Source organism: Streptomyces sp. NPDC111516 (genome assembly GCF_055635345.1).
On sequence record NZ_JBVKBV010000017.1, the window covers coordinates 53,301 to 71,320 of the forward strand.

An 18,020-nucleotide genomic window follows, 5' to 3' on the forward strand; every position below is an offset into this window, starting at 1 on the left:
CCTTGGTCAATGGGGGTCCGCGGCCGGCCGGATGCGCGCCGGGGCTGCCGCGTGCGGGCGAGGCCGCCACGGTGGGGGCCGGGGGCGCCGAGGCCTGCGACCGGGGCCGCCGAGCCCGCCGGGGTCAGGGGCCGGAGTCGCCGGAGCCCCCAAGGGCCGGCGCCGAGGCCGCCGGGGGACGGGGTGCGTGTCCTTCTCACCTCGTGTCACCTGCTCTCAACTCCCGCACCGCTCCTCTCCTCCCCGCCCACCACGCCTGTACGCCGGCGATTCCCACCGTCACCGCCACCACGGCCAGCGCCGGCACCGTCAGCGACCAGGCGTCGGTGTGCAGCGGGGTCTGCTTCAGGGAAGCGACCGAGGGCGGCAGGGCCACCGCGGTCAGGTCCATGCCGGGGGAAAGCAGGCGGATCGCGGCCCAGCCGGTCAGGACGCCGCCCGCGGCGGCGAGCACGGCTTGGGGCAGGGACTCCAGGACGAGCAGGCGGCGGCCCTGCGAACGGGTGAGGCCCATGGTGCGCAGGCGGGCGAGCAGTGCGATGCGCTCGGGAGCGACGCGCAGGAGTGACAGGAGCAGCGCGAGCACGGCGTAGCCGGCGCCTGCCGCCACCGCCGCCGTGTAGAGGTGCTCCACGCCGGACTGGAGGGGGGAGTCGACGTACCGGGCTCTCTCGTCGGCGCGGAGGCGGACCGACACCGCGTCCCCGGCCGCCTCGCGCAGGGCACGGCCGTCCGCTTCCGGGCCCGTCACCAGCAGCGTCGTCGGCCTGGCCGCCGTGGCGCCGAGGCCGGCGCGGTCCACCACCAGGAAGTCGGCGCCCGTCACGGCCGGAGTGGTGTCCCGGACGAGGACGATGCGGACGGTGACACTGCTGCCGTCCTCCATGCTGACGGGGAACGGAGCCGAGCCGTGGGCGTCCGCCACGCTCGGCGATGCCACGGCGGGCAGCACGGCGCCGCCCCCCAGTTCGCCCCGGCCCTTCTTCAACACTCCTTCGGAGAAGGCACCGAGCCCCGTCCGCCTCGTCAGCTCCGCGTAGCCGGCGGGATCCACGCCCACCAGTGGCACCTCCTGCCGCCCGTCGTTCGGCTTCGCCTGGTACGCGACGCTCACCGCCGCCACGTCCCGCACGCCGGAGACCCGGCGCACCCGGTCGGTCAGCCCCGCGGGCAGGGAATCCACCATCGACTCCAGTCGGGCGTCGGCCCCGACGGCGAGGAGCGCCGAGTGGTCCCGGGCCTCGCCGATGCCCGCCAGGACCGAGCCGCCGAACGAGGCCGTGGTGAGGGCGGTGAGCAGGGCGAGCAGCGGCAGCACCGCGGACGCGGAGCTGCGGCCGGCCCGGGCCAGGGACAGATGGCCCACCACACCGCGCAGCCGCGCGGCCGGGCCGGCCATGCCACGCAGGGGAAGGGGGTAGAGGCGGACCAGCAGCAGCGCGGCGATCACCCCCACCAGCACGGGCGCCGCCGAGATCAGCTGATCGCCGGACCCGCCGGACGTGCCCTGCCGACGCAGGGTCACCACCGCGCCGGCGGCCACCGTCACCAGCGTCAGCTCCGCGACCATACGTCGCCGGGACGGTCGTACGGACGTCACGTCCTGGCGGAGCGTGGGGATGTGGACGAGCCGGTGGGCGGCCGCCGCGCGCAGGGGGAGGGCGGCGCAGGCGACGACCGTGACCGCGAGGGCGGCCAGTACGGCGGGCAGGGCCCGGGCGCCGGGGAGGGCCCACACCGCCACGGCCAGGCCGAGCGCCCCGGCCGGGACGGCGACCACCGCCGTCTCCGCGAGCAGGCGGGCGGCGAGGCCCGGCAGCGAGGCGCCGCGGGCGCGCAGCAGGGCCAGTTCGGTGCGGCGGCGCTCGGCGGCCAGGCCGCCCGCCATCGCCAGGACGACGGCGGCGACCGTACCGCTGCCGAACGCCGCGAGCGAGATCGGCGCAGAGACGCCGGAGTGCAGGCGGGAGTAGGAGGCGAGCACGTCGTCGAGGTCGGTTTGGGCGTCCGTGCGGGGCTCGACGGCCGTGCGGACCTGCTGGAGGCTGGGCCCCGACTCCAGGGCGGCGATCGCGGATTCGAGCGCGCCCAGGTCACGGTGGTGCAGGGTGTTCGGGGCGGGGGCCAGTCGCCAGTAGCGCTTGGGCAGCTCCTCGACGCGCAGGAGCACGGGGGCGGCCTCGGGTGCCAGCAGCAGGGCGCCGAGCCAGTACCGGGGCGAGTCCGGGTCGGCCGGCGATATCCGCATCAGCGCGGGCGTGCGCAGCAGGGTGTCCGTCGCCCAGTAGGCGCCGTCCCGGTCGCGCGGGGCGACGATGCCGGTGACCCGGACGGCGAGCGTGCCCCGGCCCGCGCCCGGGATGTGCAGGACCGACCCGACCTTGATGTGCAGGCTCTTGGCGGTGTCCGCGCTGACCGCCGCCTCCACCTCGGGCGTCATCGCGGTGACCGTGCCGGACGCTCGTGGCAGACGGCCCTCGCTCAGCCGGGCGTGGTCGGCCAGGCCCGCCTGCGCGACGAGGGCGACCCGGGCAGGCAGCCCGCTCGGCCGGGGCAGCCAGGGGTCGGGCACCTCCTGGTTCACGGAAGTGGTCACACCGTACGACGACTGGCTGAGGTCGGGGACGAAGGGGCGCCGGACCGTGCCGAGGATGCTGTCGTAGTCGTGCTTCACGGTGGCGGGGCGCAGTACTTGCTCGCGCTGGTCCTGCGACAGGTCCACCGTCAGGGGCGCCGGGGCGGACAGACGGACGACGCTCCGGAAATGCGGCGTCTGTTCGACGGATCGGCGCAGGCCCGCGTCCTCGTACCGTTCCACCGCGCGCGGGAACGCGGCGGTCAGGCAGGCGGTCACCGCCACCAGCAGCGCGAGGGCGAGAGCGGCACCGGGGGCCGACCGCAGACGGGTGCGGACCCAGGGGGCAACGGCACGTTCCACAGGCCTGAACGGGATCACCACGTCACTCCCCCTCCCGCAGCACCTGCACCGGATCGGCCTGGCGCACCGCCAGCAGCGCCACGACGACGACCGGGACGGCGGCCACGGCCGTCAGCAGGGCGGCCACCCGCAGCGGCGGCAGTTCCACCAGCAGCTCCGGCACCGGACGGGTGGCCTCGCCGGTCAGGACGATGAGCGGCAGCACCGCGCGGGTCAGGGCGATGCCCAGGCCCGTGCCCACGGCCAGCGCCAGCGCGACCAGGACGCCCTGCTCGGCCGCGACGGCACGGGCCAGCCGGCGGCGTGGGGCGCCCAGGGCACGCAGGATCGCGAACTCGGCGTCCCGCTCCCGCAGCGCCCCGGCCGCGCTCACCGCGAACCCGAGCGCGGCCAGCACCGCCGCCACCCCGGCCGCCGCGGTGAACGCGGCCTCCGGGCCCGCCCCGAACGGGTCGTCGCGCAGCTCGGCGGCGATCTCGTCGCGCACGACGATCTGCCCGGGATCGAGGTCGGGCCGGGCGCGCAGAGCGGTGGCGATGCCCGCGCTGGCCGCGCGCGAGTCCGGCCGCAGCCACCACTCGGTGGGCGCGAGGGCGGCCCCGTAGCGCGCCTGGAGGACCCGGTTCACGGCGTGAAGATCGAGGAGCACGGCGCCGCCGTCGCCGTCTTGCTCCCCGCCCTGGGTCGTCGGCAGCTGCCGTACGGCGCGCACGATCCGCACGGGCACGTTCTGGCCCTCGAAGGCGATGTCCATCGTCTGACCGGGGCGGGCGCCGGCGGAGGCGAGGAAGCGGTCGGTGACGAGGGCGGCCACCGCGGTGGTCCTGGGCTGGGTCACCTGCATGCGCAGCGTCATTGACGGGCTGAGCCAGGGCTGGTCGGTCGGGGCGTAGCCCGTGCCGTACACCACGGTCGGGTGCGCGGCGGGGTGGACGCGCGCGCGGGTCGGTGAGGTTCTGGGGTTGGCAGAGCCCTGCCCGTTGGTGCCGGAGGCCGCCGTCCAGGACGTTGGCAGGGGCACTTGCTGTGCCGTGCCGGCGGCGGTTGTCGCGGTCAGGGCGTCGAGGGTCAGGGTGTGCTGCTCGGCATGGAAGGACGGCATGGGCAGCACGAGCTGTACCCCGGTGAGCGTCAACGGTCCGTGGTCTCTCGGCAGTTCGATGGACAGTGTGTGGGGGCGCCCGTCGGCGGGGAGGTCGCCGGACGGCAACGGATAGGGGACGCCGTGATCGTCCTCCAGCGTCTGGGTCACGGCCGCCGCGCTCTTTGTCCCCCGCACCGAACTGAGCAGGGTCGCCGTCAGCGTCAGCCGGGTCGCCCCGGCAGGCACGCGCGCGCCCGCCGACTCACCCGACGGACCCAGCCCCGCCAGCAGCCGCTTCACCGGGGCGGGCGCCAGGTCGGGGCGCAGCAGGACGGTGTCCGCCGCGCGCGCGGTGTCCAGCGCCAGCACCGTCGCCGTGCGGCCGCCGGACAGTGTCTGGGTCGTCCGCACGGCGGGGACGGCCTCGCGCACGTGGGGCACGGCCGCGTAATCCTGCGTGCGGCCGAGCTCGCCGCCGCCGGCGCCCAGGACCCGCACCGGCGCGCCCGCCGCAAAGTCGGCCCGGTCGTCCTGCGAGCGCTCCCAGGAGGAGCCCTGGCCGATCGCCAGTACGCCGAGCGCGACGGCCAGCACGAGCAGCAGTACGGGACCGGTGCCGCGCCCCGGGCGGCGGCTGAGCTGCCAGCCGGCCAGCGCCGCGGCCAGCCCCCGCCCGCCCGTCGCCCGGCGCTCGGCGAGCCGGGCGGCCAACGGCAGCAGACGCAGCGTCAGGACCGCGCCGGCCAGCAGCGCGAGGGCGGGCGCGGCAACCAGTAGCGGGTCGATGCCCAGGGCGCCGGTCGTGTCCGCGCTCACCGCGCCCGACGTGCGGCGGTCCAGCTGCCAGTACGCGACCCCGGCCACTGCCACCAGCCCCAGGTCCGCCCCGGCCCGCAGCGGAGCGGGCAGGGCGCGGGCGCGGGACGTGCGGAACCCGGTCGCGGCGACCGCGGGCAGGGTCACCGCCAGTGCGCACCCCAGCGCCACGCCGGCCGCCGTCAGCCACACCCCGAGCTGTCCGCCGGCCGGCACCTCCAGCTCCAGCCCGAGCCGGGCCAGCGCCCCCTGCCCGGCCAGCAGCCTGACCAGCGGGCCTGCCAGCAGCGGGGCGATCAGCAGCGCGGGCCCGGCCAGCAGCAGCGCCTCCCGGGCGGCGAGGCCGGCGAGGGCGGTGCGGGAGGCGCCGCGGGCGCGCAGCAGCTGGGTCTCGCCGGTGCGCTCGGCGGCGAGCAGCCGGGCCACGAGCAGCAGCGCGCAGGCCGCGAGCAGGGCGAGCTGCAGGGCGACGATCAGGAGGGTGGAGCGGGAGACGAGCAGGGAGCGCTCGACCCGGTCGAGGACCCCGGGCAGGGCGGTGGTCGCGGTCGTCCCGCCGGCCGTACCGCCCTTGCTGTCGTCCCCGGTGGGCAGTTTGAGCAGGGCGGCCGGCCCGGTGCGCGCGGAGGTGCGCAGGGCACCGATGCGGTCGGCGGTGAGACGGGCGAAGTCGGCGGAGGCGAGCCACGCCGACCCTCCGTCGCTCACCCGGCCGCCGGTGACGACGGACGGCGCCGTCAGCAGGGGGCCGTAGGTGGTGAAGGTGGATGTCCGTACGCCCCGCCCGCCCAGTTCGTCCAGCAGCCAGTAGGGGGAGGCCGGCTCGGCGGGCCGGTACACGCCGGTGACGAGGATCCGCACGGGCGGCCCGTCGAGCCGGTCGGTGACGGTGAGACGGGCGCCCGGCGCCAGTCGCAGCCGCCGCGCGGCGGTCTCGGGCATCGCCACCTCGACGTCCGGCGCGCCCGCGCGTGGCAGACGCCCCTCGCTGAGCCGCACCTGCGTGGAGTCGAGCGCCGCGAAGTGCGTGAGGTCGGGCTTGTCGTCGGGCCGGGTGGCTGCGGCCCGGGTGGTTGCGGGCAGGGCGTACGGGCCTGAGCGCACCAGCGTCCGCACGGTTACCGGCAGCCCGTCGAAGGTACGGCGCGCTGCGTCGCGTACGGCGGTGTCGGTGGCCCGGCGACGATCAGCCGCCACCTCGGCCTTGACGACCAGCGCGGCATCGGCGGCGTTGCGCGGCTCGGCCAGCGAGTGGCGCAGGGCCGCGTCGCCGATCGCGGTCGAGTAGGCGGCCAGGGCCGCCAGCACGGACGTGGTCAGCAGGACGGTCACGAGCGCAGCGGTGATCAGCGGGCGATGCGCCTGCGCCCTCGCCAGGACGAGCGTGGCACGCCCCGAACGCTCCCTGAAGCGCCCCCCGTACGTCGTCACTCGGCTTCCCCCAAGCCTCTGCTGTCACCGTTGCCCGGACCTCCCGGTGATGTTGTCAGACCGGATGCGGTGGGGTAAGTGATGATGAAGGGGACTTGACCAGATCGTGACCGGAAATCGGCGTTCTATGAACGGAATCCGGGCAGTGGAGCGCAAACTACGGCACGCTGATCACCGACGCCGCCGCGTACGTCAGGTAGTTCCACAGCGTCGTCTCGTGCTCCTCGGACAGGCCGAACTCCTCGACGGCGACCCGCGTGTGCCGCAGCCACGGGCCCGGTCGACCACGAGGGGGGCGTGCCGCATGCGCAGCCGGGGAGGGCCGCGGTTCTCGCTGTACGTCGTCGGACCGCCCCCGTACTGCATGAGGAACAGCCTCAGCCGCTACGGCACTGCCCGCGATCCCGGACTACCGGCGTGACCGCCGACGCCATCGCCAAGGCCGTCCCTGAACCGCTCCCTTCTCCCACGGTGTGGTGGTGCCGAAGCGGCTGGGCGCGCGGAGGTCATGCGGGGTGTTGCTGCTCCCATATGGCTCTGGTGAGGAGAGAGGGACGTGGCATCGGGTGGCCGTCAACGTAGAGGTCCACGCGCTCGTTGTAGAAGGCCACCAGTCCGGCGATGGGCGCTACCTGCCGAGTCGGGAAATCGTATGCCCAGGCGAGGTCAAGGTAGGTGGTCGTGTCCGTTGTGACAGACCAGTAGCCGCTGGTGTTCCCCTTGTAGGGGCAACTGGTGACGGTGTCGGTGGGCTGCATGCGGGTCCAGTCGATGTGCAGGCGGTCGAGGTAGTAGCGCGTCGGGAGGCCAGTCTCCAGCACCATCACCGAGGAAGGCGCGTCTGCAACCACGGCCCCGTCGAGCATGACGCGCACACTGCGGCCGGACCGAAGTGCATCGACGCGGGTATAGGGATTCCTGGGATGGACGAACACCTGCTCGTCCTCCTCGAACCATGCGTCGATGGCCTCCCAGCGGAAGCTGACACAGCCGACGACACCGGGGGGTGCGTCATCGGCCCACTCCCAGGCCGCGCCCGGGCGGGTCAGCGAACCCAGCCTGAGGGTGTGGCGACGCGCCCTGCCGACCCGTAGCGTCACGGGCCGACCCTCGTCGAGGAGAGTTCCCTCGCGGATGTCTTCTCGGGGGATGCAGTATTGCGGGTAGCCCGGCCAGAGCCACACATAGCGCGCCCGCACAGTGTCGAAGACGGGAACGTTCGCCGCATAGCCGCGGAGGCGGCGCGGTACGGGCTCGACATGGCCGACCGGGACGATCATTTCCGGGTAGTCCGGTGTGAAGTGCTCCATGATCTTTGTCCTCATGGCAGTTCGTGCCAAGTGCTGCGGAGTCCACGCAAGCAACCCCACCAGCACCAGGCAATCATGGTGGTCACGGCCCGGCATCTTCTCCCGCCGGAGAGACCGATGCCGCCTGCCCCGGCGCCGGCCGCCGCCACGTGGAGTCACAGCTGGGGAGGTGCGTCGCCGCCGAGAAGGGTGATCAGCTGGGCGAGGAGGGCGTCGAGTTCGCGGCCGACGTCGGCGATCCGCGGGTCGCCGTAGCTCGCGAACAACAGGCTGGGCTGGTCGACGGCGAGTTTTGTGTCGCCGTCGGGGTCCGCGTAGAGCAGGGTCCGCAGTGGTGCGTGCAGCATGACCGACGGGTCGTGGTGGAACATACGTTCGGCGATGGTGTGGTTGCCCATCAGGTACTGCGTGGCCTTCCAGGAGGACGACGAGCCGGCCATGACGGCAGTGATGTCGCTGCGGTAGTAGCGCATGAACCCGTGCGGGGCGTTGATCTCGGCGAGCTCGAGCGCCGCCTGCCAGGAGGCCATCTGGAAGAAGCGGTGCTGATCGATCTCGGGGACGAGGGTTTCGTAGTGCTCGCGCGCTGCGTCGTAGGGACGTGGGAGCGTCACAACGAGCCGCCGGGCGGCGTGGTCGACGACTGCGGTGCCCGTGGTCATGGCTGCGCCTGATCGTCGTCGAAGTGGATGAGCTCGACATCGTGGATGTCGAGCGTGATGGAAGGAAGGTTGAGGTTGACGCTGTTGTCGGGATTCCGGCGGAAGACTCGTCGGCGCGTCGCCACGAGCAGCCCGTCGAAGCTCTTGTAGCGACTGGTGTAGTGGCCGACGAGGGTGCTGCCGTTGACTTCAGCGATGTAGTCCATGCGGCGTTGCCTTCCGAGCGCATCGAAGTAGAACACTTGGTCGGGATTGTGCGTGGCGATCTCGGGCGGGAAACGCACCTGCAGGCGTCGCCAGGTCTGCCCGGCCTCGCGCCAGGGTTCGATCTCACGGACCCGCACGTCCGGATGGGTGAACAGGAACGGGGTGGTGAAGTAGTTCCAGCACGCGTAACCCAGGAAGTAGCCGAGGTGCGGAGCGTCCCAGGTGGTGTTGCGCAGCATTCCCTTGAAGCCGGCGCGTGCGGGGGCGAGAGTCTCGACCGGTTCGCCGTCGAGGGTCTGCATGGTGACGCTGTCGGCGGCGGCGTCGAGGACCATCCGCTGGTCGGGGCGGGTGAACGGGCTGAATACGATGTGCTCTCTGCCCGTGTCGAGCGTCAGGACCTGGTCGAACGTCTTCTCCGGCGGCCAGCCCTTCATCGCCCAGATCGGGCCGCCGATGGAGATGTCGACTTTCAGGCCGCGCAGCGTGGCCCATAGTTCTTGACCGCCGGCAGTGGCGATTGCCAGATCAAGGAGTTCGTCACTCATGGGCCGGGTACTTTCCGTTGCGATGCCTATGGCGGTCAGCGTGCCGGGAGCGGGAAGAGCGTGCAACCGCTGGTGGCGTGGGCCAGCGGCCGGTCATCGGATTCGCGGAGCCCTGCCTGGGCCCAGGGCGGTGCGGCAGCTGCTGTTCAGGACCGTGCCGACGGCGAGGGCCGCGAAGACTCGCAGACCTCCTCCGCATCGAAATCGGCCGACGGCCAACGAACCTGGGGGCAACCAGGCCTCGAGGACGCGGCGTCAGGGGCTGAACACGCTGGGGTTCGCACGGACGTAATCGGCCACCCCCGAAGGAGGCCGCCCGATGACCTGCTCGACCCCTTCCGCCTTGCGGTCGTAGCGATTCTCCGCGTGAAGGCGAGCCATGGTGGAGATGTGCTGGAAGACGTGGTCGGGCAGCTTCAGCGGCCCGAGATCGTCGTCGATCCATTCCTGCAGGGGGACGTCGGTGTAACGGACCGGTCGGCCCAGAGCTGCGGAAACCTCCGCCGCCATCGCGGCGATGTCCTCCGAGCGCGGGCCGGTCAACTCATGGATTCGGCCGATGTGCGGGGCCGGATCGGCCAGGATCTCCTCGACGACCGCTGCGACGTCCCCGGCCGCCACGGGGGAGGTTTTCGCCCGGCCGAAGGGCAGTCTGATGCTGCCGGACTTCGCGACCGACGAAAAGCCGACACGGAACAGCGGGTTCTCCATGAACACGGTGGGCCTGACCTGGACGACGGGCAGGCCTGACCAGCCCAGGACCTGCTCCACCAGCCACTGCTGCCGCTGCTGCACAGACTCGGAGGCGCTGGTGAGGTCCATCTGGGAGACAGTCAGCTGCGACATGTTCACGAACGCTTCCAGGCGCCCGTACGCACGCGCGACGGCCGCCACCGTCACGGCAGCCTCCAGATACTGCGCCGACACGCCCATGCCGAAGTACATACGTCCACAACCGGCCAGGGCCTCGGCAACGTCGCCCGCACGCGTCAGATCTCCGACGACGACCTCGGCACCCGTCGCGCGCAGCGCCTGCGCCCGTTCGTCATCGCGACGCACCATGGCCCGGACGGGCAGGCCCCGTCGCCGAAGGCCTTCGACCACGGATCGTCCGACGGCGCCGACGCTGCCCGCCGCGCCCGTCACCAGGATGGGCAGCAAACCGGCTTCTGGGGTGCGGTCCATAGGTGCAGCCTGCGGTGTGCACCGCCCGGGTGCAACTGGAGCCCGACGAGCCGTCCAGGAACCCCACTCAGTGCTGTCGCGGCGAGATCCTGCCAGGTGCCGAACAGCAGGTAGTAATTGACAGAACCCAGCAGGGGCTGTTGCGAAAGTGCTGGTCACAGCCACTGGTTGAGGGCCGCGACCAGCACCGTTGCACCACCCGGGCCCGACCCGACGACGCAGGCATGTGGTGGTTGGTGGGCACTCCGCGCTCACACCGCTGCGACTCGGACGTCGTTGCATCCGGTGTGATCGTGCATGTGGAAGTCCCTGCGCTCCACCCGCGATCAGCTCGAGAGGCCGGCGAACATGCCGGGGTCGTAGGAGCCTCCCCGCGTGCGCGTGATCACCCCGATCCGATTGGCAGCGTTGATCATGGCGACCAGGGAGACCAGCGCCGCGATCTGGTCCTCGTCGTAGTGCTTGCACAGCTGGGCCCAGGTCTCGTCGGACACGCCCTGGTGGCCGTCGGCGAGCCGGGTGCCCTCCTCGGCGAGCGCCAGTGCGGCCCGCTCGGCCTCGGTGAACACCGTCGACTCGCGCCAGGCGGCGACCAGGTTGATCCGGACCGCGGTCTCACCCGCGGCTGCGGCCTCCTTGGTGTGGACGTCGACACACCAGCCGCAGCCGTTTATCTGACTGGCGCGCAGCTCAACCAGCTCCTGAAGGGACTTGGGCAGCGAGGCTTCCTGGATCGCCAGGTTGACGTTGTACATCCGCTTGCTGATCTCGGCACCGACCTGGTTGGTCATCAGGTTGATACGAGGTTCCATGACTTCGTCCTCACTCGTGCAGTTGGCTGCCGTGCGGCTCGTTCGCCCGGCATCGTGACGACATGGAGATGCCGGCCACCCGGTCCCTGTGACAGCGCGACTGCGTGACGTAGGCCACCAGCCATGGGTGTCACAAAGCGGCGGGGTCCGGCATCTTGTGGGTGACACGGTCGAGTGCGAACAGGCAGGAGCCGGGAATGAACCAGCGCAGCGAGGGATCCACCGACACCGACGAACACCTCGCTCGCGACAGCCGCATGGACTCCGCCACCCAGGCGTTCGTAGCCCACCGCAACCTGCTGTTCACCGTCGCCTACGAGATGCTCGGCTCGGCAGTCGACGCGGAGGACGTCCTGCAGGAGGCCTGGCTTCGCTGGGTGGGCGTCGACCTCGACACGGTGAGGGACCGGCGCGCCTTCCTGGTCCGGATCACCACACGCGAAGCGCTGGTCCGGCTGCGTACGCTGCGCCGGCGCAAGGAGTCCTATGTCGGCCCCTGGTTGCCCGAGCCGCTGCTGACCGCGCCCGATGTGGCCGAGGATGTCGAACTGGCGGACAGCGTCTCGATGGCGATGATGCTGGTGTTGGAGACGCTCGCGCCGACCGAGCGGGCGGTGTTCGTGCTGCGCGAGGTCTTCGAACTCGGCTACGACGAAATCGCGGACGCCATCGACAAGACCCCGGCCGCGGTCCGCCAGATCGCCCACCGCGCGCGGGCTCACGTCGCCGCGCGCCGACCTCGTGAAGCCGTTCCCCCCACCGAGGCCCGCAACGCACTCGACGCCTTCCAACAGGCGGTCGAAACGGGCGACATGCAACGCCTGCTCGACATCCTCGCACCGGACGTCGTCCTGCTGACCGACGGCGGCGGAGTCGTGCAGGCCGCCCTCGCGCCCGTCGTGGGCGCCGGTCAGGTGACCCACGTGCTGGGCCGGCTCGCTGTTGCGGCGTCGCTGCGGCCGGTACAGGTCAACGGACACCCTGCGCTGATCGTCCGGCTGGACGGAGAGACCGACAGCGTCCTGACGATGCGCATCGACGACGGCCTCATCACCGGGCTCTACGCCGTGCGCAACCCCGAGAAACTGTCTCGCATCGACAGAGAGATCGCTGTGAGCCGCTCAGTCTGAACCCCCCTGCGGGGTGCCGGCCACGGCCATCTCCACCCCCATCAGCAAGATCATGATCTACGTCCGCTCCAGCGGGCTGGATCCGTCTCCAGCGATGCCCGGTCCCATTCGCCCCGAGTCGCGGCGGCCTCGTAGGTGCTGTGCAGGAAGCCCAGCAGCGTCCGATCGGGTTCGCGGGCGGTACGCACCGCCTCGTACGGCAACAGGAACTGGCCGTTCTCCCGGCTGTAGAACGCCTCGGAGGGGGTGACAGGGCTCTCGGCGAATCCGTCGGGTTCGGGGTAGGCATAGGAGTAGAAAGCTCCCTCGTCACCGCCGCCGGGCCAGAAACCGCAACTGCTGAGCTCGCGTGAGTAGCCCTCCTCCATGACCCAGTCACCGCAGTTCGGCGCGCCGCCGGGGTGGCGTGGGGCGCCGCGTCCGGAGAACCGGGTGCATGCCAGGTCCATGGCACCCCAGAAGAAGTGAACCGGACTGACCTTGCCTGCGAAATAGCTGCGGAATTCGCTCAGCACCCGGTTGGCCTGGAGAAGCTGGCGCCAGAACAGGTGCGCGGCATGCGGGTCGTACGTGTGGTGGGAGAAGTCCTCCGCGAACGGGACCGCCGGCTCGACCTCGTTCGGATGCCCCTGGATGGTGGTGGGGACGCCCATGTCCTCCAGGGCCCGCAGGACACGCGCGTGGAAGTCCGCCACCGGCATGGACTCCAAGGCGATGCGCCGGGCGCCGCCGTCACTGGTGCGCAGACTCAGCGCGTGGTCGACGAAGTCGAACTCGATATCGAAGGCACCCGCACCGTGGGGAACGGCCGAGGTGGTCAATCCCCGTGGGCTGACGTAGAGCGTCACCTGCCACCAGTGATTGAGCAGCGGAGCGTGTGCCAGCCGGACCTTCCCGACGATCTGCGTCCACATATGCAGCGTGTCGCGCGTCTCGGCCCACTCGGCAACCCGCAACCGCGGCCACATCCCGGCTGCCCGGCGGCTTTCCGTCGTCACTATGGTTCCTCCGGAGCTTCGAATGTCCCCTGAACACCGCGGGCACCGTGACGGCCCGGACCGGCCCACGATAGCCACTTGCCCCATCGTCGTCCTGTCTGACGGCGCCGGTCATCTGAGCGACAGCCGTTACCGCGCTTCAGTTCAGCGTGCAGGGATTGACCACATCACCGCTCGCGGGCCTGCGGATCGCGCGCCCGTCTCGGCGGAGCATGAGCCAGGAGAGGGTCGGCGGCAGTGGCGCAGGCTGCCGTGTGTGGTAGTGACGTTCATTTCCCAGATGCCGATGTCCCGTCCGGCGGTGACGTGGTGCAGGTGTTGGCGTACCCCGTCTTCCAGGTAGCGGCGCATGACTCGAATGGGGTGGACGTGTTCGCCCGGGTGGGGGAGCCGCCCGGTCATCTTGCTGTGGGCGGGCCATAGTTCGCTGATCTCGCGGGGCAGTGTGCCCGATTCCCAGCTTGTCAAGGTGGCGAGTCCTTCCTGCCGGCTCGCTTCGCTGCGGTGCGCCGCGTCGTTGTGGGTCCGGTCCGCGGTCGACAGGAGCAGTCGGACCAGTTGGGATCGGGCCTGGTTCAGGCGGCTGCGGACGGTGCCGACGGGGATGTCGCAGGCGACGGCGATCTCTTCATAGGAGCCGGCGGTGGCAAAGTAGTGCAGTTCCCACTTCTTGTCGTAGAAGGTGCACAGCCGGTGGGGGGCCTTGCGCAGGTCCATTCCTTCGTGCACAAGCCGGATATGGCGAGGACTCGAGGGCGGGGGGCGACGTGCCTCGCCGCCGACCGCACCGCTGCCGCGGCGTCGTCTCAGGCGCTCGAGTCCGCACGTGCGGCAACGGATCGGAGCCAGTCCTCCATAAGGTGGTTGACTTCGTCGGCGGCTTCCAGCTGGAGCCAGTGCCCGGCTTGGACGACGCGTTCGGTGAGATCGGAACACGTGTGCCGCATGCCGTCCAGCATGCGGGGGTTGGTGATGTCGGCGACGGAGTCGTAGGCGGCGCCGATGAACAGCACGGGCATGTCCACCAGGCCTCCATTGACAGCCGCACTGGCGTAAGCCGCGTTCGCTCGGTGGTTGAGGTAGTAGCAGGTCGGACCCCAGAAGCCGTTGGTCCCCAGCGACTCGGTCAGCTCGGCGTGGTCTTGCGGTGAGAGCACATCCGTGTCGAGGGGCAGGTCAGGGGCCGCGGAGGCGCCACCGAACCAGCCGCCGTCGGCAGTTACGGCGGAGGTGGGCGCAGGACGGCTGTGTACCGTCGGGTCGCCTTTCCGGAACAACGCCTTGACGGCGTTGGCCGGCTCGGCGTCGAAGACCGCCGTGGCCTGCCGCGGGTGCTGCTCGTAGTAGACCATGTAGTCGAACTGCCCGTTGGGGTGCGTGCTCATGGGGTAGCGCGCCCGGTCCACGGTCGAGATCAGGGCGTCCAGTCCGCACTCCAGGCTCCCGAAGGGGACTGCGAGGGTGACCGCAGCGGTGCACCGTTCGGGGAAGTGGGCAGCCATGTTCCACACCGTGGGGCTGCCCCAGTCGTGCCCGACCCAGACCGCCGTGCCGAGCTCCAGACGATCCAGCAGGGCAAGCATGTCGTTGACGATGAGCTCCTGCCGGTAGGCGGAAGGATCGGTGTGCACAGTCGACCGCCCGTATCCGCGCAGATCGGGGGCCACGACGCGGAAGCCGAGTGCGGCGAAGTGAGCCATCTGGTGCCGCCATGTCGAAGCGATCCCGGGCCAGCCATGTACGAATACCAACGGTGATCCGTCGAGCGGTCCTGCTTCCAGGTAGCAAACGGTCTGGCGCGGCCTGCGCAGGACGTTCCGCTGGGGACGAAAGCCGTGCGACACGACATCTCTCCATTGCTGCTTGACGCTTCAGGGTTGCGTCTCCCGGCGCTGTCGGGTTCAGGCGCTTTCCGCATTGTTGCGGATCAGGCCCGGTCCGGACCCCATGACGGTGTCCCCCATCCGGATGGTCGCTCGCGCGGCGCAGCACCGCGTGCACTTCGGCGCCGCGCTCCCGGTGGTGCGAGACCAACGGTGGCCATGGCTCGTCCGCAGCCCACGTGTCGTCCCATTGCCGCAGCGCCACGAGCACGGGCAGCAGATCGCGGCTCTTCTCGCCCTGACACACGTCGCGTGGACGGTTGTAGGTTCTTGAGGATTGCCGCCCTCCTGTCGTGAAGGTGGCAGGAGTGGCCAAGATTCGCGCGGCAGCGGTGGTGGGGGCGAAGAGGGCGGGGCGGGGGTGGCTCCCACGCCGGCGGCACCGGACCGCCCGCGCGTAGGCGTGCGATGGTCAGCTCGGCCCGGCGGCGTGCGAGCGGCGCGTCGTCGCGTTCGAAGCGAGTTCAGCCGGCACGCACCGTACGGGCGGCTGTGACGAACGCCTCCAACTCGTGGGCGATGTCCGGTCCGGTTGGCTGGTAGACGATCTCGGTAATGCCTTGCTCTGCGTATTCGGCGAGGCGGTCGGCCAGCTGTGCGGCCGATCCGGTCACTGTGGTGGCCGGGATCGCGGCCCAGCCGCCGGCTGCCCAGGCGGCCTGGTCGGCGGCGTTGAGGGCGACCAGGTGGTGGTCGTGGACTGCCAGGTGCTGCTCTCGTGCGGGAACCTGATTGATCACGTCCAGCCATGCCTGCCCGCCGGGCAGCGTGGTCACGTCGCCGCCGAACTCGTAGGCGGAGTGATAGGCCAGCGCGTTGCCCGGCCCGGCGGCGGCACGGACTCGGGGTGAGTCCAGGGACTCGCCCGCTGCCAGCACGGTGCCGTGCACACCGAGAGCCGCCCAGGTGAACTCCTTGGCGTACGCGGTCTCGCCGTTGACGGTGAACAGCCCGTCCGCCAGTTCCTTCGCGACGGCGAAACCCCTGGGACCCAGCGCCGAGATCAGCACAGGCACGTCGACCGGGCGGGCCGGGGCATGGCCGGCCGGGTGCAGCATGCGCATGCGACCGCCGGCCCAGTCGACGGCATCGCCGTGCAGCAAGGCGCGGAACACGCGGACGTACTCGCCGAGATAGGCCCAGGTCGTGGACTTCGCACCCATGGCCCGGGCACCGGTGAATCCCGTGCCGAAGGCGACGGCGACCCGCCCCGGCGCCAGGGCGCACAAGGCAGCGGTACCCGAAGCATTGACCATCGGATGACGAAGGTTGGGCACCAGCACACCCGGCCCCAGACCGATGCGCTGGGTGCGTTCCGCGGCCAACGCCAGCATCATCCACACGTCCGGGCTCTGCTGAGGGGTGTCGAACAGCCAGGCTCGGTCGTAACCCAGTTGCTCAGAAACGGCGATGTGCGCCGGCGCGTCGAGGGAGGTCGGGAACTGGCTGGAAATCTTCATGAGGTGCCCTCCGATTGAACCAGGTTGCTCGTGGTCATCTCCGAATACTCCGCCCCTTGCGGGTCATTCGTCTGATACTCCACGCACGCGCCTCGATCATCGATCAACGCCTTCGACACACCCCGCAGCATCGCCGAACGGGCCGCCGTCAACCTGATCGGCCCAGCACCGAAGACCACGCAGGGCTCTATCACATGCTCTCCACACCGAGATCACCCGGTGGCCGTCGGTACACCACTCCAGCGAACGTGACCACTGCGTGCAGGGCAGTAAAGAAGGCAAGGCACCGCGAATATCGATCCTTGGAAGGCGCCACGTAGGCACGTTCACGGGCCACGTGGCGCACCTTGACCGGGTCAAGGTGCGCTTCGGGCTTGTTCGAAGTGTGCACTGCACTGCCCGAGCTCTCCGCAACAGCCCGTCGGCCACGACGCACACATCGCCGCGGACGCCTGCGGCACCTTCAGCCGCACCAAGCGCGAGACCGGACTACTGCGCATGCAGCAGGCCGGCGTCATCGTCAGCGACTACACCCCTCTCATGGCCGAGGGTCCGGCCGGCAACACCACCCCGACTCCGGCGCCCTCTACGCAGCCCTCGACATGCCGTTCGCCGTCCTGGTCGGCCAGATCTCCGCGACCCACCATGCCTGGCCAAGGGCTTCCCCTGGGACCGTCTGGACGCCGAGATCGAGGTGTTCACCGACCACATCGCGGATGCGGACGACCTGATCCGCAGGCTCGCCGGCTTCGAGGTGGTCGTCGCGATGCGCGAGCGCACGTGGTTCACCGCCGAGGTTCTGCGCCGGCTGCCCGATCTGAAGCTGCTGGTCAGCACCGGCCCGCGAAACGTGGCGATCGACGTGGCGGCCGCCACTCGGCAGGGCATCGTGGTCTGCGGGACGGGATATTTCGCGGCGCCCACGGCCGAACTCACCTGGGCGTTGATCCTCGCCGCCGCGCGCAACCTCCCGGTCGAGGAACGGGCGATGCGGGACGGCGGCTGGCAGCACACGGTCGGCACCGGGCTGCACGGAAAGACCCTCGGGCTCCTGGGACTGGGAAACCTGGGCAGCAGCGTCGCCAGGATCGGCCAGGCGTTCGGCATGGACACCATCGCCTGGAGCCAGAACCTCACACCCGAACGTGCGGCCGAGCACGGGGTGACGGCAGTGACCAGACAGGAGCTGTTCGCCGACGCGGACGTGCTGTCGGTGCACCTGGTGCTCAGCGACCGCACCAGAGGACTGGTCGGCAGTGCGGAACTCGCCGCGATGAAGCCGTCCGCCATTCTGGTGAACACCTCGCGGGGCCCGATCATCGATCAGGACGCCCTGCTGAAGACCCTGCAGCGCAAGGCCATCAGGTGCGCGGCACTCGATGTCTACGACGTCGAGCCGCTACCCCCCGACCATCCCTTCCGCACGCTGCCGAACACCGTGCTCACCCCGCACATCGGCTACGTGACCCGCGAGCTCTACGAGGTCTTCTACGGCGATGCGGTCGAGGACATCGCCGCCTTCCGAGCGGGACGACCGATCCGCGTCGTCAGCTGAG

General features: G+C 71.0%; 13 protein-coding genes and 1 pseudogene. 2 read left to right on the top strand and 12 right to left on the bottom strand.

Going from position 1 to position 18,020, the window contains the following annotated elements; translation table 11 throughout:
* Positions 1-196 precede the first annotated feature (196 nt).
* The 8 genes and pseudogenes from ACZ7L9_RS27090 to ACZ7L9_RS27125 all read right to left on the bottom strand — a co-directional run bounded on the left by ACZ7L9_RS27090 (position 197) and on the right by ACZ7L9_RS27125 (position 10,993).
* Positions 197-2,938, bottom strand: a complete 2,742-nt coding sequence (locus ACZ7L9_RS27090; RefSeq protein WP_471419075.1) for an FtsX-like permease family protein — start codon at positions 2,936-2,938, stop codon at positions 197-199.
* Positions 2,939-2,960: 22 nt separating this feature from the next.
* Positions 2,961-6,269, bottom strand: coding sequence for an FtsX-like permease family protein (locus ACZ7L9_RS27095; RefSeq protein WP_471419077.1), 3,309 nt, complete (start codon positions 6,267-6,269; stop codon positions 2,961-2,963).
* A 157-nt stretch (positions 6,270-6,426) separates the two neighbouring features.
* Positions 6,427-6,653, bottom strand: a pseudogene (locus ACZ7L9_RS27100) (globin domain-containing protein); the annotation flags it as partial.
* A gap of 122 nt (positions 6,654-6,775) precedes the next feature.
* Positions 6,776-7,579 carry a DUF427 domain-containing protein gene (locus ACZ7L9_RS27105; protein WP_471419079.1) on the bottom strand — a complete coding sequence of 268 codons (804 nt, stop codon included), beginning with the start codon at positions 7,577-7,579 and terminating at the stop codon, positions 6,776-6,778.
* A 155-nt stretch (positions 7,580-7,734) separates the two neighbouring features.
* Positions 7,735-8,241 (bottom strand): DUF302 domain-containing protein, encoded by a 507-nt coding sequence (locus tag ACZ7L9_RS27110; RefSeq protein ID WP_471419081.1) that lies wholly within the window; start codon positions 8,239-8,241, stop codon positions 7,735-7,737.
* Positions 8,238-9,062: a hypothetical protein gene (locus tag ACZ7L9_RS27115; protein WP_471419083.1), complete on the bottom strand. Its 825-nt coding sequence runs from the start codon at positions 9,060-9,062 to the stop codon at positions 8,238-8,240. Before ACZ7L9_RS27115 ends, ACZ7L9_RS27110 begins: the two co-directional genes overlap by 4 nt.
* A 189-nt stretch (positions 9,063-9,251) precedes the next feature.
* Positions 9,252-10,181 carry an NmrA family NAD(P)-binding protein gene (locus tag ACZ7L9_RS27120; RefSeq protein WP_471419085.1) on the bottom strand — a complete coding sequence of 310 codons (930 nt, stop codon included), beginning with the start codon at positions 10,179-10,181 and terminating at the stop codon, positions 9,252-9,254.
* Positions 10,182-10,507: 326 nt separating this feature from the next.
* Positions 10,508-10,993, bottom strand: a complete 486-nt coding sequence (locus ACZ7L9_RS27125; RefSeq protein WP_471419086.1) for a carboxymuconolactone decarboxylase family protein — start codon at positions 10,991-10,993, stop codon at positions 10,508-10,510.
* A gap of 197 nt (positions 10,994-11,190) precedes the next feature.
* Between ACZ7L9_RS27125 and ACZ7L9_RS27130 the strand changes: the two genes are divergently transcribed.
* Complete coding sequence (locus ACZ7L9_RS27130) at positions 11,191-12,123, top strand: RNA polymerase sigma-70 factor (RefSeq protein ID WP_471419088.1); 933 nt, start codon at positions 11,191-11,193, stop codon at positions 12,121-12,123.
* Positions 12,124-12,173: 50 nt separating this feature from the next.
* On the opposite strand, the gene ACZ7L9_RS27135 is transcribed toward ACZ7L9_RS27130, so the two are convergent.
* The 4 genes from ACZ7L9_RS27135 to ACZ7L9_RS27150 all read right to left on the bottom strand — a co-directional run bounded on the left by ACZ7L9_RS27135 (position 12,174) and on the right by ACZ7L9_RS27150 (position 16,464).
* Complete coding sequence (locus ACZ7L9_RS27135) at positions 12,174-13,091, bottom strand: DUF5996 family protein (RefSeq protein ID WP_471419246.1); 918 nt, start codon at positions 13,089-13,091, stop codon at positions 12,174-12,176.
* A gap of 174 nt (positions 13,092-13,265) precedes the next feature.
* Complete coding sequence (locus ACZ7L9_RS27140) at positions 13,266-13,838, bottom strand: sigma factor-like helix-turn-helix DNA-binding protein (protein ID WP_471419090.1); 573 nt, start codon at positions 13,836-13,838, stop codon at positions 13,266-13,268.
* An 89-nt stretch (positions 13,839-13,927) separates the two neighbouring features.
* Positions 13,928-14,965 (bottom strand): alpha/beta hydrolase, encoded by a 1,038-nt coding sequence (locus ACZ7L9_RS27145; RefSeq protein WP_471419092.1) that lies wholly within the window; start codon positions 14,963-14,965, stop codon positions 13,928-13,930.
* Positions 14,966-15,468: 503 nt separating this feature from the next.
* Positions 15,469-16,464, bottom strand: coding sequence for an LLM class flavin-dependent oxidoreductase (locus ACZ7L9_RS27150; protein ID WP_471419094.1), 996 nt, complete (start codon positions 16,462-16,464; stop codon positions 15,469-15,471).
* Between the two features lie 676 nt (positions 16,465-17,140).
* Between ACZ7L9_RS27150 and ACZ7L9_RS27155 the strand changes: the two genes are divergently transcribed.
* The gene (locus tag ACZ7L9_RS27155; RefSeq protein WP_471419248.1) at positions 17,141-18,019 is read left to right on the top strand and encodes a D-2-hydroxyacid dehydrogenase family protein; all 879 of its coding nucleotides are present in this window, start codon (positions 17,141-17,143) and stop codon (positions 18,017-18,019) included.
* Position 18,020 lies beyond the last annotated feature (1 nt).